Consider the following 14,895-nt stretch of genomic DNA (forward strand, 5'->3'; position numbering starts at 1 on the left):
GAGAGACCACGCATGCCGAAATTCGACCGAGACCGGTTCGACGACGTCCCCGCCGACCTCGACCGGGTCGGAGCCCACCGGGCCGAGAAGCGCCCCGGCAGCGGCTGGATCGCCTTCGCCTGGGCCGCGTTGGCCGTCGGCGTCCTGGTCGGTGCCGGCGTGGTCTACCTCGGCGTCGCGAACAACAGCTTCCAGTTCGTCAACCCCTCGTCGTCGAGCACCGCCGAGGCCGGGGCTCCCGAGAGCGACACGCCGACCCCGACGGCCACGCCGTCGGTCACCCCCCTCACCGACCCCTCACAGGTCGACCCCTCGGTGACGACCATCACCGTCCTGAACGGCACCGCCACGGCCGGGCTCGCGGGTTCGGCCTCCGAGCGGCTCGAGACCGCCGGCTGGGTCGTCGGCACCCAGGGCAACGCCAGCGAGCGCGTCGCGACGTCGACCGTCTACTACTCGGCGGCCGTCGACGAGGCCGTGGCGCTCGGGCTCGCCCAGCAGCTCGGCATCTCGGACGTCGAGCTCACCGAGGCGTTCCCCGGGGCAGCGGTCACCGTCGTCCTCGGGGCCGACTACAGCGCCTGAAGACGCCGCTCCCGCGGCATCGATCCGAGGAGGCGCGCGTCCCGTCGGGCCCTCACCGCACCTCCCGTGTTACGCCCACGTTTAATAACCGGTGAAATCCTCGTTTTCTGCGGGTGTTTCTCGGTCGGGGCGCGCTTTTCCGCTTTTCCCGTGGTTACCATCTGGAATTGGTCGCCCCTCACGGCTCGCCGACCTGGTGTTCTGCACGAGTGACGCTGTCCCGTCCGGGTTCGCAGGTCGCTGCGTCGACGACCCGGCCCTGCAGCACCGCACGCGCCGTACCACCACAGCAAAAGGGGAGCGACACCATGGCAAACGGGACCGTGAAATGGTTCAACGCGGAGAAGGGCTACGGCTTCATCACCGTCGAGGGTGACGGCCAGGACGTCTTCGTGCACTACTCGGCCATCGACATGAGCGGGTACAAGGTGCTCGAAGAGGGCCAGGCCGTCGTGTTCGAGGTCGGCACGGGCGACAAGGGGCCGCAGGCGGAGTCCGTCCGGCTCGCCTGAGGCCCGTCGGAGCGCCTCGCCGCGCCCACTCCCACGCCGCACGCCGCCACGGTCCACCGTGGCGGCGTGCTCGTGCGTCCGGGCCCCGTCACGTCACTTGCACTCTCATCGGGCGAGTGCCAGAATCGTTGCTGGCACTCGCGACACGTGAGTGCCAATGCTTCTGCTTCATGACGTCCGGGAGGGACGAAAAACACACATGGCTAAGATCATTGCTTTTGACGAAGAGGCCCGTCGTGGCCTCGAGCGTGGCCTGAACATCCTGGCCGACGCGGTGAAGGTCACGCTCGGCCCGCGTGGTCGCAACGTCGTGCTCGAGAAGAAGTGGGGCGCCCCCACCATCACGAACGACGGCGTCTCCATCGCCAAGGAGATCGAGCTCGACGACCCCTTCGAGAAGATCGGTGCCGAGCTCGTCAAAGAGGTCGCGAAGAAGACCGACGACGTCGCCGGTGACGGCACGACCACCGCGACGGTGCTGGCCCAGGCCCTCGTCCGCGAAGGTCTGCGCAACGTCGCGGCCGGTGCCGACCCCATCTCGCTGAAGCGCGGCATCGAGAAGGCCGCCCAGGCCGTCTCCGACCAGCTGCTCGCCGACGCGAAGGACATCGAGACCAAAGAGCAGATCGCTGCCACGGCCTCGATCTCCGCCGCCGACCCCACCATCGGTGCGCTCATCGCCGAGGCGATCGACAAGGTCGGCAAAGAGGGCGTCGTCACCGTCGAGGAGAGCAACACCTTCGGCACCGAGCTCGAGCTCACCGAGGGCATGCGCTTCGACAAGGGCTACCTGTCGCAGTACTTCGTCACCGACCCCGAGCGTCAGGAGGCCGTCTTCGAAGACGCCTACGTGCTCATCGTCAACTCGAAGATCTCGAACATCAAGGACCTGCTGCCGATCGTCGACAAGGTGATCCAGTCGGGCAAGCAGCTGCTGATCATCGCCGAGGACGTCGACGGTGAGGCCCTGGCCACGCTCGTCGTGAACAAGATCCGCGGCATCTTCAAGTCGGTCGCCGTCAAGGCCCCCGGCTTCGGTGACCGTCGCAAGGCTCAGCTCCAGGACATCGCCATCCTCACCGGTGGTCAGGTCATCGCCGAAGAGGTCGGTCTCAAGCTCGAGAACGCGACGCTCGACCTGCTCGGCCGTGCCCGCAAGGTCATCATCACCAAGGACGAGACGACCATCGTCGAGGGTGCCGGCGACGACGAGCAGATCGCCGGCCGCGTCCGTCAGATCCGCAGCGAGATCGAGGCGACCGACAGCGACTACGACCGTGAGAAGCTCCAGGAGCGCCTCGCGAAGCTCGCCGGTGGCGTCGCCGTCATCAAGGCGGGTGCCGCGACCGAGGTCGAGCTGAAAGAGCGCAAGCACCGCATCGAGGACGCCGTGCGCAACGCGAAGGCCGCCGTCGAAGAGGGCATCGTCGCCGGTGGTGGCGTCGCCCTCATCCAGGCCGGCAAGACCGCTCTGGCCAACCTGCAGCTCGAGGGCGACGAGGCGACGGGTGCGAACATCGTCCGCGTCGCGATCGACGCTCCCCTGAAGCAGATCGCCTTCAACGCCGGCATGGAGCCCGGCGTCGTGGCCGACAAGGTCCGCGGGCTCGACATCGGTTGGGGCCTCAACGCCGCGACCGGCGAGTACGTCGACATGCTGGCCGCCGGCATCATCGACCCCGCCAAGGTCACGCGCTCGGCTCTGCAGAACGCCGCGTCGATCGCCGGTCTGTTCCTCACGACCGAGGCCGTCGTCGCCGACAAGCCCGAGAAGAACCCGGCCCCGGCCGGCGACCCCTCGGGCGGCATGGACTTCTAGTCCGCAGCCGCGCGGCTCACGCCGCGCACACGCTCAAGGGCGGTTCCCCTCCGGGGGAGCCGCCCTTCGGCGTCGCCGGGGGAGAGGCGCGCCTCGTGCTCGGTGGTTCGGCCGCTTCCGCGTCCGTGGAACCCGCCAGGACGTGGTCACGACGCCACGAGAAAACGTGGTGCAGTGCCCACTTCGTGGCGTCGTGGCACGGTCGCGGAGGCCGGGCGGGCCGTGCCGGTCGGGCTAGGCGGTCACGCCGGCGGGCTCGGCCGCGGTGACGGCGTCGGCGGGCATCAGCGGCAGGGCCACACGGAAGGTGGCTCCACCGCCGGGGGTGTCGTCGACGTCCACCGAGCCGCCGTGGGCCGCGACGATGCCCGAGACGATGGCCAGGCCGAGGCCGCTGCCACCGGTGTCGCGCGTGCGGGACGAGTCGGCACGCCAGAACCGCTGGAAGATCTTCTCGCGGATCTGCGGCGGGATGCCCTCGCCGTGGTCGACGATGGCGACGGTGGCCACACCGCGTCCGGGGTCGGACTGCACCACGAGTTCGATCGGGCTGTCCGGCTCGGTGAACCGCATGGCGTTGCCCATCAGGTTGGTGATCACCTGACGGATCTTGTTCTCTTCGCCGTGCACGATGGCCGGGGCCTCGAACCTCTGCACCTCGTCCTGCAGCTGGGCGGCCGTCGCCGTGTCGCCGTTGCGGACGGCCCGAGCCCTCAGGCTGCGGAGGCGCGCGAGGGTCGCGCCCGCGAACGAGATCGGGCTCGTCGCGCCGACGGCTGCGCCCGTGAGCGCCGTGCCCGTCGCGGGGGTGTTCGCGGCGGGCGAGGCCGTCTCGGGGGACCGTCCGTCGGCCTGGGTGTCGTCGCCGTCGGCCGGGGTGGGCGACGGCGCGAGGACGGGCTCGAGCACGATCACGTCGATGTCGCGATCGGGGTTCGACGCCATGGTGTCGAGGGCCGAGTCGCGGGCGAGCTGGACGAGGTCGACGGGGCCGAGCTCGAGCGGCTTGGACTCGTCGAGACGGGCGAGGGCGAGCAGGTCCTGCACCAGGACGCCCATGCGGATGGCCTCCTTCTCGATCCTGTCCATGGCCTGGGCCACGTCCTCGGGTTTCGTCAGGGCACCCATGCGGTAGAGCTCGGCGTAGCCGCGGAGGGAGACGAGCGGCGTCCGGAGCTCGTGACTGGCGTCGCCGACGAAGCGGCGCATCTGGTCGATCGTCTTGGCCCGGTCGTCGAAGGCGCTGTCGATCCGGTTGAGCATCGTGTTGAGGGATCGGTTCAGACGCCCGACCTCGGTGTTCGGCGTCGTCGAGTCGAGCCGCTGGGTGAAGTCGCCGTCGGCGAAGCGGGCCGCCGTGGCCTCGACGTCACGCAGCGGCGCGAAGGTCGACGTGACGAGCAGGCGGGTGAGGGCGGCGCCGAGCACGACGACCGAGAGGCCGAACCCCAGGAAGATGCCGCCGAAGCGCCCGATCGTCGCATTGGTGCCCGCCAGGTTGGTTCCGGCCACGATGACGGCGGGCACGGTCGTCACGCTGCCCTGGGCGTCGGTCGAGCGCAGGGCGGCCGCGTGGGCGAAGAGGCGCCACTCGTTGTCGCGGCTCGAGTTGTACCGGTTGAAGGCCTCGTCGAGGGGAGCGCCGGCGACGCCGACGCCCGTGAGGTCGGGGGCGTCGGTGGCACTCGACAGCTGCGAACGGGTGTCGCAGATGAGATCGCCCTCGTCGTCGAGGATCGCGACGTAGCTGCTGGTCAGGCCCGCGAAGTTCACGGTGCACGAGCGGGAGTCCGCCTGGTCGAACGAGGCGCTGGTGAAGTTGGTCGCCGAGTTCCGCAGGGACGTGTCGACCTGACCCATGAGGTAGGTGCTCAGGACGGTCATCGTGCCCAGGCCGGCGACGACGAGGCCGAGGGTGACCAGGGTCACCGTGATGCCGGTGATCTTGGTGCGGATGGAGATCTCGTTCCACCACTGCGAGAGGCGAGCGTGCATGAGGACAGACGCTAGCGGAACCGGCTGGGCGCACCCCGCCCGTCGGAGCACGCACGACGACGCCCGACCGCTCGGGGCGGTCGGGCGTCGTCGTGTTCGCGCACCAGGGCTGGTGGTCAGGCCTTCGTGGCCTTGAGCATGTAGCCGAAGCCCCGCTTGGTCTGGATGATGGGCTCCGTCGAGAACTGGTCGAGCTTGCGACGCAGGTACGAGATGTAGCTCTCGACGATGCCGGCGTCGCCGTTGAAGTCGTACTCCCACACGTGGTCGAGGATCTGGGCCTTCGACAGCACGCGGTTCGGGTTGAGCATGAGGTAACGGAGCAGCTTGAACTCGGTGGGGCTGAGCTCGATCGCGGTCTCGCCGATGGTGACCTCGTGGGTGTCCTGGTCCATCGTCAGCTCGCCGGCACGGATGATGGCGTCTTCGTCCTCGTTCATCGTGCGACGCAGGATCGCCTTGATGCGCGCGACGATCTCGTCGAGGCTGAACGGCTTGGTGACGTAGTCGTCGCCGCCGACCGTGAGGCCCGTGATCTTGTCCTCGGTGTCGTCCTTCGCCGTGAGGAAGAGGATGGGCGAGGTGTAGCCCGACGAGCGGAGGCGCTTGGTGACGCCGAACCCGTTCATGTCGGGCAGCATCACGTCGAGGATGATCAGGTCGGGTTCTTCTTCGAGGACCGCCGAGATCGCCTGCGCGCCGTTGCCGACCGCACGGACGGCGAAGCCGGCGAAACGCAGGCTGGTGGTCAACAGGTCGCGGATGTTCGGTTCGTCGTCGACGATCAGGATCTTGGGGCCGTCACTCATGCGCCCAAGTATCTGCGCGCCTCCTCGGTGTTTCCTGTGAGCCGGAGGCACGTCACCCGCACATGCCCGGAGCGGCAGCCCTCAGGTGGCCGAGACGGCGGGACGCATGATCGTGGACGCGGACGCTCAGGCGTCGGGGGCGGACCACTCGACGTTGGGCACCAGGGCGACGCGCGTCGTCAACTCGAGCAGCTCGTCGGGCACGGCCAGCGTGAAGTCGACGCCCTCGCGCCGCTCGAGCACCGCGGTGTAGCCCGAGGCCCGGGTGATCTGCCACCCCGGGAACTCCTCGACCGACGCCGCGACGACCTGGGCCTCGGAGGCGTCGTCGGTGGCGCCGATCGCGGTGAGGCCGGCGAACAGGTGGTCCTTGACCGGCGACCCGGCGAGCAGGTCGCTGCGTTCGATCACCTCGGGGTCGGGGCTCCAGGTCACGATGCTGAGGGTCGCCCCCGCGTGGAGGCCGCCCTGCACCTCGTAGGTGCGGGCGACCGACACGACGACGGACGGGTCCCACTCGGCGAACCGGGCGACCTGGCCGCGGAACTCCATGGCGTCGTGATCGAGGGAGGCCACGAGCGGGCCGAACGTCGCGAACGGGGCCTGGTCGGCCGCGAACACCCGGCGCAGGCTGTCGCGCCAGAGCTCGTCGTCGCCCAGGGGGAGGTCGGCGTCCGTGGCGTCGCTCACGCGGCGACCACCGGCGAGTCGAGGATCGTGTAGCTGTAGCCCTGTTCGGCCAGGAACCGCTGACGGTTCTGGGCGAAGTCCTGGTCGACCGTGTCGCGGCTGACGAGCGTGTAGAACGAGGCCGGCAAGCCCGACTTCTTCGGCCGCAGCAGACGACCGAGTCGCTGTGCCTCTTCTTGCCGCGACCCGTACGAGCCGCTCACCTGGATGGCCACGGTCGCCTCGGGCAGGTCGACCGAGAAGTTGGCCACCTTCGAGACGACGAGCACCTTGAGGTCGCCGTCGCGGAAGCGCTGGTAGAGGCGCTCGCGCTCGTCGATGGCCGTGCTGCCGGTCAGCGTGGGGGCGTCGAGCACCGCGGCGAGCTCGTCGAGCTGGTCGAGGTACTGGCCGATGACGAGGATCTGCTCGCCGTCGTGCCGGGCCACGAGGTGCTTGACCACGTCGAGCTTGGCCGGGGCCGTCGCGGCCAACCGGTAGCGCTCGTCGTCGGGGGAGGCCGCGTACTCGAGCCGCGCCTCCTGGGGGAGGTCGACCCGCACCTCGTAGCACGAGGCCGGCGAGATGAAGCCCTGGGCCTCGATCTCCTTCCACGGGGCGTCGAAGCGCTTGGGGCCGATCAGGCTGAAGACGTCGCTCTCGCGGCCGTCCTCGCGGACCAGGGTGGCGGTGAGGCCGAGGCGCCTGCGGGCCTGCAGCTCGGCCGTCAGCTTGAAGACCGGCGCGGGCAGGAGGTGCACCTCGTCGTAGACGACCAGGCCCCAGTCGAGCGCGTCGAGCAACGAGAGGTGGGTGTACTTGCCCCCGCGGCGGGCCGTGAGGATCTGGTAGGTGGCGATGGTGACCGGCTTGACCTCTTTCACCGAGCCGGAGTACTCGCCGATCTCGTCCTCGGTCAGCGAGGTGCGCTTGAGCAGCTCGTCCCGCCACTGTCGCGCGGAGACGGTGTTCGTGACGAGGATCAGCGTGGTGGTGCCGGCGGCCGCCATGGCCCCGGCCCCGACGAGGGTCTTGCCGGCGCCGCACGGCAGCACGACGACGCCCGAGCCGCCCTCGAAGAAGTTGTCGATCGCCTTCTGCTGGTAGTCGCGCAGGTGCCAGTCGCTCTCGTCGAGGTCGATGGCGTGCGGGGTGCCGGGCGTGTAACCGGCGTGGTCCTCGGCGGGCCAGCCGAGCTTGACGAGCTGTTGCTTGACCTCGCCGCGCGCCCACGGCAGGAGCTCCCACAGGTCGTCGGCCCGCTTGACGCCGAGCAGCTCGCCGACCTTCTTGGCCCGGGTGACCTCGCTCAGCACGGAGCTGTCGGTGCCGCGCAGCAGCAACTGGTCGCCGTCGCGCTCGATGACGATGCGGCCGTAGCGGGCGACGGTCTCGGCGATGTCGACGCTGACGCTCTGCGGCACCGGGAACTTGCTGTACTTCTCGAGCGTGCCGAGCATGTCGTCGGCACTGTGCCCGGCCGCCCGTGCGTTCCACAGTCCGAGGCGGGTGATGCGGTAGGTGTGCACGTGCTCGGGAGCGCGCTCGAGCTCGGCGAAGACGCTCAGGTCGTGCCGCGCGTCCTCCGCCTGCTCGTGCGCGACCTCGAGCAGGACGGTGCGATCGCTCTGCACGATCAGGGGTCCGGTCATGAGGGTCGAGTCTAGGCGCGCCCGGTCTCGGCTCTCACAGCCGGGCACCGGTCGGCGCCCACCCGGCAGGACGAGGAGGCGCGGCTCGGCCGACGAGGGGCGCTCGCCTCAGTCGCGACTCGCGACCGCCACCACGTTCTTCAGCGGCAGCGTGCGCTCGACGTCGGACTTCTTGTCGCGACCGCGGACGCGTCCGCCGCCGATGCCGGTGGGCTCCATGTCGAGGGTGGTGGTGCTGCCGTCGGGCATCGCGACCGTCACGGTGACCGTCAGACGGCCCTTCACGGCGGCGTCGAGCTGGCGGGCGATCCAGGCACGGTCCGTGGACTCGTCACCGGAGCCGGGGTCGGTGTGCAGACGCTGGACGAGTTCGCGCAGCGGGTCACGCGTCTCGATCGGGGCCGGTCGCCGGGGTCGGCGTCGGGACGGCGGGACGACCTCGGCACCGCCCTCGTCGACCACGACGACGGGGTAGCGCTCGTCGCTCAACGACCAGAAGACGGTGTCGCGTTCGAACCGGCTCGCCACGGTCGTCGCGTCGACCCGGGTCAGGGCGAGGGGCGAGAGCGACTGGTCGACCTCGAGGGTGTCGAGGCTCGCGCGGTCGTCCGCGACCACGAGCGACAGCGCGTCGCCCGGCACGCCCGCGGGGGCGCCGCCCGGCGCGATCGCGCGGACGCGGTAGCGCCCGTGCCGTTCGGCGCTCTGCTGGATCAGGTAGTCGAGCGGCTGGGGGATGCCCGTCGACGAGATGCCGCCGAGGAACTCGCGCAGCGAATCGGCGGACTCGCCCTCGCTCAGGGCCCGTTGCAGTCCGCCCTCGGTGATGCGGTAGGTGGCCGCGAGGCCTGCGCTCTCGACCACCGCGATGACGCGGAGCCGGGCGTCGATGGCGGGCGACAGGGGCCCGGGCGACACGACGCTGAGGTCGTGCTGCAGGTAGACCTGCTCGACCGCGTCGGGCAGCAGGGCGGCGACCCGGGTGCGGGCGGCGGCCGGACCGTCGCGGAACAGGGCGACGGCCGCCGAGGTGGGGGTGTCGTCGGAGGTCAGGCCCAGCACCTCGGCGCTGCGCGAGAACGCGGCGATGCGCTCGGTGATCCAGCTGCCCCCGGCCGGGTAGGACCAGTCGGAGAACTCGCGCAGCGGCAGTCCCCACGACGTGTCGACGCGTTGCTCGAGCACCGCGAGGATCTCGGTCGGCAGCGATGCGAGCCAGGCCCGCGTCAGCGTCTGCCACCGGTCGGGCCAGGAGGCGCGGAGCCAGTCGGTCGCGTCGGCGGCCACGACCCAGCCGTCCGGGCTCGGCGCGGCCAACCCGGCCCGCACGGCGATGGCGAGCACGGTCGCCACGTCGTCGACGTCGATGCGGGCGGCCTCGGCGAGGCGCCTCGACTCGGGCAGGGCCAGGCCCCCCTTCGCGAGCTCGCGGGCAGGTGACTGCTCGAGGGCACGGAGGATCTCGGCCACCTCGATGACGACGGCGTAGAGCCGCTCGGCCGAGCGGGCGTCGGCGTCGTCGCGGGCCTGGTCGAGGACGGTCTCGAGCACGACCGGCGGTCGCTCGGAGGTGAGGACCTCGAGGGCCAGGGCGGGGTCGTCGTCGAGTCGCTCGCCCACGGCGTCGAGGGTCGAGACGGAGTCGCCGCGGCGGACCACGAGGAAGGCCTCGTCCACGCGGTCGAGCGCGGCGGCCACCGTCTCGCGGTCGACGTCGAAGGCGGCGTCGATGCGCTCGTGCACGGCGTCGACGTCGCCCGGCACCCGCACGACCTGCAGCACGATGAGCGCGACGCGGTCGAGGTGGGCGAGGGCGTCGCGCACGCTGGCCGGCTCGAGCAGGACGTCCGCGAGGTCGAAGGCGTCGTGGACGCTCGACGCCCGGACCTGCCGTCGAGCGAGGCGGCGCAACAGGTCGTCGTCGTCGATGGCGCGCAGGACGCCTGCGAGGTCGAGTGCACTAGCCATGGTCGAGGCCTCCAGCCGTCGTGCAGCCCGGGTCTGCGGTTACCGTCTGGTGCCCCGTGAGTCGCGGCTGCGACGCACGGCGCTCGCCACCACGAATGCGAGGAGCATCGCGAAGGCGATCGGGAGCCCGATGAGGGGCAGGATCGTGAGTGCGGGCCAGACGCCCGCGGTGAAGTCGGTGACACCCGTCGCCACGCCCACGAACCTCGTGAAGAACGCGAGGACCGAGACGACGACGATGGCGAGGATCATGAAGAGGAGGACGCGCTCTGTACGATTGACGTCAGAGGGCGCACTCGGTTCGATCTTCTTGGCCACGGGTCAACGATAGTGCGGTGCGGCCCTACCCGGCGATCTAAGCTGGGGCGACCCACCCCCAGGGTCACCCGTCTTCACGAGAGGTCCAGTCATGCCCACCGGCAAGGTCAAGTTCTACGACGACGAGAAGGGCTTCGGCTTCATCAGCAGCGATGACGGCCAAGAGGTCTTCCTCCACGCGTCGGCCCTGCCCGCCGGCACCGTGGGTGTCAAGGCGGGAACCCGCCTCGAGTACGGCATCGCCGACGGCAAGCGCGGCGCGCAGGCCCTGTCGGTCCGCGTGCTCGAAGCCGCCCCCAGCCTCGCCAAGATGAACCGTCGCTCCGCCGACGACATGGCCGTCATCGTCGAAGACCTCGTCAAGGTGCTCGACAAGGCCGGCGGCGACCTCCGTCACGGCCGGTACCCGCAGAACGGCGCCCGCATCGCCGTCCTGCTGCGCACCGTCGCGGACTCGTTCGATGCCTGAGGCCGCCACGCGCACGCCCTGGTCCGAGCTCGCCCGTCGCGCCCTCACCGAGATCACGCCCGACGAGACGATCGGTGCCGAGGCCGACCCGATCGACGACGAGCCCGGCGTCACCTCGGTGCGCTTCGCCACGCTGCTGCCCGGCTACCCCGGCTGGCACTGGACGGTCAGCGTCGCCCACCTCGACGGCGAAGAGCCCTCGGTGCTCGAGGCCGAGCTCATGCCCGGTGACGGCGCCCTGCTCGCCCCGGACTGGGTGCCGTGGGCCGACCGCCTCGCCGACATGAAGGCCCAGGAGGCGCACGGCGACGACGGCGACGACGAGGACGACGAGTCGGACGAGGACGACGACGAAGACGACTCGGACGACGACGACGCGGACGACGAGGACGAGTCCGACGACGAGCGCGGGTCGATCGTGCACGGCGGCGACGTGGACGGCGTCGACATCGACGACCTGGTCGACGCCTCCGAGGACTCCGACGACGACTCCGACGATTCCGGGCGGGCCGTGGACGCACCCGTCGTGCCGGCCGCGCACCCCGAGGCGGACCTCGACGACGACTCGCACGACGACGACTGGGACGGCGAGGATGAAGACCCGCTGAGCAGGCGACGGAAATAGTCCCTCAGGCCCGACCCGCGCCTCCTGCGTCGGGGTCGGACCACGACGAAGGCCCCGACACGATCGTGTCGGGGCCTTCGTCGTGCGGGCGATCGGTCAGAGGGCGTCGACGACGAACTCGATCGACCGGATCAGCTGGCGGACGTCGTCGGGCTCGATGGCCGTGAAGGTCGCGACGCGCAACTGGTTGCGGCCGAGCTTGCGGTAGGGCTCGGTGTCGACGATGCCGTTGGCGCGGAGCACCTTCGCGATCGCGGCGGCGTCGATCGACTCGGCGAAGTCGATGGTCGCCACGACCTGGGAACGGTGCGACGGGTCGACGACGAACGGGGTCGCGTACTCGGAGGCGGTGGCCCAGTCGTAGAGCGCCGACGACGACTCGCGCGTGCGGGCGTCGGCCCAGGCGAGTCCGCCGTTCTCGAGCATCCAGCGGGTCTGGTCCTCGAGCAGCAGCAGGGTCGTCAGGGCGGGCGTGTTCAACGTCTGGTCGAGCCGCGAGTTGTCGACGGCGTTCTTGAGGCTGAGGAACTCGGGGACGTAACGGCCGCTGGCGGCGATCCGCTCGACGCGCTCGATCGCCGCGGGGGAGAAGAGCGCGAACCAGAGGCCGCCGTCGCTCGCGAAGTTCTTCTGCGGGGCGAAGTAGTAGACGTCGGCCTGAGAGGCGTCGACGTCGATGCCGCCCGCCGCGCTCGTCGCGTCGACGACGGTGAGGGCACCGGGGTCACCGGCGACCCGGGTGACCGGGGCCATGACACCGGTCGAGGTCTCGTTGTGCGGCCAGGCGTAGACGTCGACGCCCTCGAGCACCTCCACCTCGGCCAACGAGCCGCCCTCGGCGGTGACCACGTGGGGGGCCTCGAGCCAGGGGGCCGCGACGGCCTTGGCGAACTTCGAGCCGAACTCGCCGAACGACAGGTTCTCGGCACGCTTCTCGACGAGCCCGAACGCCGCGGCGTCCCAGAAGGCGGTCGAGCCGCCGTTGCCCAGCACGACCTCGTAGCCGTCGGGCAGGCGGAAGAGCTCGCCCAGTTCGGCGCGGACGCGACCCACCAGGTCCTTCACGGGGGCTTGACGGTGCGAGGTGCCGAGGATCGTCGCGCCGGCGGTGACGAGGTGCTCGAGCTGGGCGGCCCGCACCTTCGAAGGGCCGCAACCGAAGCGGCCGTCGGTGGGCAAGAGGTCAGTGGGAATCCGGATGTCCGCCATGCGCTCGATCCTAGTGACGCGGCGCGGTGCCCAGCGTGCAGCCGGTAGGCTTGCGGGGTAGTCCACGTGTTCCACCGGGAGGCCCCTGTTGACCGATCTCGTCGACACCACAGAGATGTACCTGCGCACGATCCTCGACCTCGAAGAAGAGAACATCGTGCCGCTGCGTGCGCGCATCTCCGAGCGTCTCGGCCACTCCGGTCCGACCGTGTCGCAGACCATCGCCCGCATGGAACGCGACGGCCTGGTCGTCGTCTCCGGCGACCGACACCTCGAGCTCACGCACGACGGACGCGCGAAGGCGACCCACGTCATGCGCAAGCACCGCCTCGCCGAGCGCCTGCTCGCCGACGTGATCGGCCTCGACTGGGCCTACGTGCACGACGAGGCCTGCCGGTGGGAGCACGTCATGAGCGAGCAGGTCGAACGACGACTGCTCGACATGCTCGACCACCCGACCGAGTCGCCCTACGGCAACCCGATCCCCGGGCTCGACGAGCTCGGCGACTCTCCTGCGGGGCGCTTCCTCGACGGCGTGGTCAACCTCGTGGCCGTGCTCGCCGAGCACCCCGAGGGCGTCACCCGGCCGATCCGTCGCCTGGCCGAGCCGGTGCAGTTCGAGCCCGAGCTGCTGCAGCAGCTGCAGGGCGCCGGCGTGCTGCCGGGCGGCGTCGCGACCCTTCGCTCGGCGGGGTCGTACGTCTTCGTCAAGGTCGAGGGCCACGACGAGGGCCTCGAGCTGCCGACCGAGGTCGCACAGCACATCTACGTCGGGCTCTGACCGCTCACCGAGGCGGGATGCGGCCACGCGGGATTCTTGCGTCCGTGCGCCGCGCCTCCTGCGTTCTGCCCCGGATCACGCAGTCGTTTACCGATCCGTTACAAATATCCCTCTCGAGGATGATCTCGCAGGGGTCGCTGGGCTACAGTCGCTGAGTCCCCAGGCTGCTGAACCGGCCGCCGGACCCGTGGCAGGACGTCTCTCACGCCCGTCTCCTGCCGTGTGTCGTCGCGATACGAACGAACGGACGGGACAGCTTCCCGAAAGCTGTCGAGACGCAGGAGACCCACCCTCTTGACCCTTCCCGGCTCAGACCACACCCCCGACGTGCGCCCGAACCGCACCGTCGCCACCCGCACCCCCGCCGATCTGCCGACCCGCTCGTCGCTGCGTCGCGGCCAGGCCACGGCCGCGCCCGCCGCCCGCCCGGGCCGCCCGTCGGTCAAGCGCAGCGTGGTCTCGGTGACCGTGATGACGCTCACCGCCGGTCTGATCGGCACGATGGCGCTGCCGGCGTTCGCGTCGAACCCGGCGGCGGCGAACGGCCCGAGCGTCGGCGCCTCGTCGACGAGCTCGTCGACCAGCCACGCGCAGAGCGTCGCGGTCGCGGACGACGTCGCCCTCGCCGACGCCACCCGGGACGGCTACACGGCGACGTCGCAGGCGGACCTCAACGCGGCCGCCCTCGCCAGCCAGCGTGAGGCCGAGCGTGCGGCGTTGGCCGCGAGCTACGCCAGCTACACGGGCCCGACGGCCGCCCAGAACGTGGCCGCCGCGACGACCTCGGCGACGGGCACGGTCGCGACGCCGGGCGCGTTCAGCCTCAGTGCCGTCTACGCGACGGCCCTGCAGTACGTCGGCACGCCCTACGTCTTCGGTGGCGCGACCCCGGCCGGCTTCGACTGCTCGGGCTTCGTGATGTACGTCTACTCGCAGTACGGCATCTCGCTGCCGCACTCGGTCACCCGCCAGGGAGCCCTGGGCACGCCGATCTCGGCCGCCGAGGCGCAGCCCGGCGACGTCGTCATCTTCAACGACGGGTCGCACGACGGGTTCTACGCCGGCAACGGCATGATCCTCGACGCACCGAAGCCCGGTGGCTCGGTCAGCGTCCGCCCGCTGTGGACCTCCGCGGTGCACTACGTGCGCTACGGGGCGTAGGCGACCCGCGCCTCCTGGGGCACCGCGCCTCCTGGGGCATCGTGCGCCCGGACGGCGCCCCGCGTGAACAACCTGTGAAGGGTCGTCCTGCCTCTAGGCAGTGCGACCCTTCCGGGGTTAACCTGGCGATCTCGGAGTTCCGTTGAGACCAGGAGCGTCAGATGCCTCGTTCGACCGCCACCCGCACCATGGGTGCGCTGTCGCACGAGCACATACGACACCCCGCCATGTGACAGAGCACCGTCCTCGTGACGGTGCTTTTTTCGTATCGGTGGGCCTGCTGGGCCTGCGCCGCCCCGAGAGATCGAATCCCTGGAAGCCGT

At 70.5% G+C, this 14,895-nt stretch carries 14 protein-coding genes; 7 read left to right on the forward strand and 7 right to left on the reverse strand.

Going from position 1 to position 14,895, the window contains the following annotated elements; all coding sequences use genetic code 11:
- The first annotated feature begins 12 nt into the window (after nt 1-12).
- The 3 genes from QRN23_RS03485 (at nt 13) to groL (ending at nt 2,916) form a co-directional block, all read left to right on the forward strand.
- Nucleotides 13-585: a LytR C-terminal domain-containing protein gene (locus QRN23_RS03485; protein WP_123571693.1), complete on the forward strand. Its 573-nt coding sequence runs from the start codon at nt 13-15 to the stop codon at nt 583-585.
- A gap of 308 nt (nt 586-893) precedes the next feature.
- Complete coding sequence (locus QRN23_RS03490) at nt 894-1,097, forward strand: cold-shock protein (protein WP_054146828.1); 204 nt, start codon at nt 894-896, stop codon at nt 1,095-1,097.
- Between the two features lie 199 nt (nt 1,098-1,296).
- Entirely contained in the window at nt 1,297-2,916 is a 1,620-nt protein-coding gene (gene groL, locus QRN23_RS03495) for a chaperonin GroEL (protein ID WP_043593524.1), read from the forward strand.
- Between the two features lie 234 nt (nt 2,917-3,150).
- On the opposite strand, the gene QRN23_RS03500 is transcribed toward groL, so the two are convergent.
- From QRN23_RS03500 to QRN23_RS03525, 6 genes are all read right to left on the reverse strand, one after another.
- Entirely contained in the window at nt 3,151-4,911 is a 1,761-nt protein-coding gene (locus QRN23_RS03500; RefSeq protein ID WP_285062554.1) for a sensor histidine kinase, read from the reverse strand.
- Between the two features lie 116 nt (nt 4,912-5,027).
- Nucleotides 5,028-5,720, reverse strand: a complete 693-nt coding sequence (locus tag QRN23_RS03505) for a response regulator transcription factor (RefSeq protein ID WP_043593521.1) — start codon at nt 5,718-5,720, stop codon at nt 5,028-5,030.
- Nucleotides 5,721-5,846: 126 nt separating this feature from the next.
- A complete protein-coding gene (locus QRN23_RS03510) occupies nt 5,847-6,410 on the reverse strand; it encodes a hypothetical protein (protein ID WP_056043098.1) in 564 nt (187 codons plus the stop codon).
- Complete coding sequence (locus QRN23_RS03515; RefSeq protein ID WP_056043095.1) at nt 6,407-8,041, reverse strand: DNA repair helicase XPB; 1,635 nt, start codon at nt 8,039-8,041, stop codon at nt 6,407-6,409. The genes QRN23_RS03510 and QRN23_RS03515 overlap by 4 nt, the downstream gene beginning before the upstream one ends.
- 108 nt (nt 8,042-8,149) lie before the next feature.
- Nucleotides 8,150-10,009 carry a helicase-associated domain-containing protein gene (locus QRN23_RS03520; RefSeq protein WP_267659338.1) on the reverse strand — a complete coding sequence of 620 codons (1,860 nt, stop codon included), beginning with the start codon at nt 10,007-10,009 and terminating at the stop codon, nt 8,150-8,152.
- Between the two features lie 39 nt (nt 10,010-10,048).
- Nucleotides 10,049-10,327 (reverse strand): hypothetical protein, encoded by a 279-nt coding sequence (locus tag QRN23_RS03525; protein WP_054146822.1) that lies wholly within the window; start codon nt 10,325-10,327, stop codon nt 10,049-10,051.
- Between the two features lie 91 nt (nt 10,328-10,418).
- Here QRN23_RS03525 and QRN23_RS03530 point away from each other — a divergent pair, with 91 nt between their 5' ends.
- The gene (locus QRN23_RS03530) at nt 10,419-10,796 is read left to right on the forward strand and encodes a cold-shock protein (RefSeq protein WP_043593516.1); all 378 of its coding nucleotides are present in this window, start codon (nt 10,419-10,421) and stop codon (nt 10,794-10,796) included.
- On the forward strand, nt 10,789-11,421 hold the full coding sequence (locus tag QRN23_RS03535; RefSeq protein ID WP_173153109.1) for a DUF3027 domain-containing protein: 633 nt from the start codon (nt 10,789-10,791) through the stop codon (nt 11,419-11,421). The genes QRN23_RS03530 and QRN23_RS03535 overlap by 8 nt, the downstream gene beginning before the upstream one ends.
- A 96-nt stretch (nt 11,422-11,517) precedes the next feature.
- Here the strand turns inward: QRN23_RS03535 and serC are convergent, their stop codons facing one another.
- Nucleotides 11,518-12,630 (reverse strand): phosphoserine transaminase, encoded by a 1,113-nt coding sequence (gene serC / locus QRN23_RS03540; RefSeq protein WP_056228870.1) that lies wholly within the window; start codon nt 12,628-12,630, stop codon nt 11,518-11,520.
- Nucleotides 12,631-12,718: 88 nt separating this feature from the next.
- Between serC and QRN23_RS03545 the strand changes: the two genes are divergently transcribed.
- Both QRN23_RS03545 and QRN23_RS03550 read left to right on the forward strand, forming a co-directional pair.
- The gene (locus tag QRN23_RS03545) at nt 12,719-13,411 is read left to right on the forward strand and encodes an iron-dependent transcriptional repressor DtxR (RefSeq protein ID WP_056043076.1); all 693 of its coding nucleotides are present in this window, start codon (nt 12,719-12,721) and stop codon (nt 13,409-13,411) included.
- Nucleotides 13,412-13,738: 327 nt separating this feature from the next.
- Entirely contained in the window at nt 13,739-14,572 is an 834-nt protein-coding gene (locus QRN23_RS03550; RefSeq protein WP_285062560.1) for a C40 family peptidase, read from the forward strand.
- The last annotated feature ends 323 nt before the right edge of the window (nt 14,573-14,895 follow it).

This window comes from Frigoribacterium sp. ME-P-080, from assembly GCF_030209595.1.
Lineage (GTDB): Bacteria > Actinomycetota > Actinomycetes > Actinomycetales > Microbacteriaceae > Frigoribacterium.

What these genes read in the sequence shown, in the direction of transcription:
- QRN23_RS03530 (WP_043593516.1), top strand. Translation starts at nt 10,419, where the DNA reads ATGCCCACCGGCAAGGTCAAGTTCTACGACGACGAGAAGGGCTTCGGC.
- serC (WP_056228870.1), bottom strand. Translation starts at nt 12,630, where the DNA reads ATGGCGGACATCCGGATTCCCACTGACCTCTTGCCCACCGACGGCCGC.
- QRN23_RS03535 (WP_173153109.1), top strand. Translation starts at nt 10,789, where the DNA reads ATGCCTGAGGCCGCCACGCGCACGCCCTGGTCCGAGCTCGCCCGTCGC.
- QRN23_RS03485 (WP_123571693.1), top strand. Translation starts at nt 13, where the DNA reads ATGCCGAAATTCGACCGAGACCGGTTCGACGACGTCCCCGCCGACCTC.
- groL (WP_043593524.1), top strand. Translation starts at nt 1,297, where the DNA reads ATGGCTAAGATCATTGCTTTTGACGAAGAGGCCCGTCGTGGCCTCGAG.
- QRN23_RS03500 (WP_285062554.1), bottom strand. Translation starts at nt 4,911, where the DNA reads ATGCACGCTCGCCTCTCGCAGTGGTGGAACGAGATCTCCATCCGCACC.
- QRN23_RS03520 (WP_267659338.1), bottom strand. Translation starts at nt 10,009, where the DNA reads ATGGCTAGTGCACTCGACCTCGCAGGCGTCCTGCGCGCCATCGACGAC.
- QRN23_RS03515 (WP_056043095.1), bottom strand. Translation starts at nt 8,041, where the DNA reads ATGACCGGACCCCTGATCGTGCAGAGCGATCGCACCGTCCTGCTCGAG.
- QRN23_RS03490 (WP_054146828.1), top strand. Translation starts at nt 894, where the DNA reads ATGGCAAACGGGACCGTGAAATGGTTCAACGCGGAGAAGGGCTACGGC.
- QRN23_RS03505 (WP_043593521.1), bottom strand. Translation starts at nt 5,720, where the DNA reads ATGAGTGACGGCCCCAAGATCCTGATCGTCGACGACGAACCGAACATC.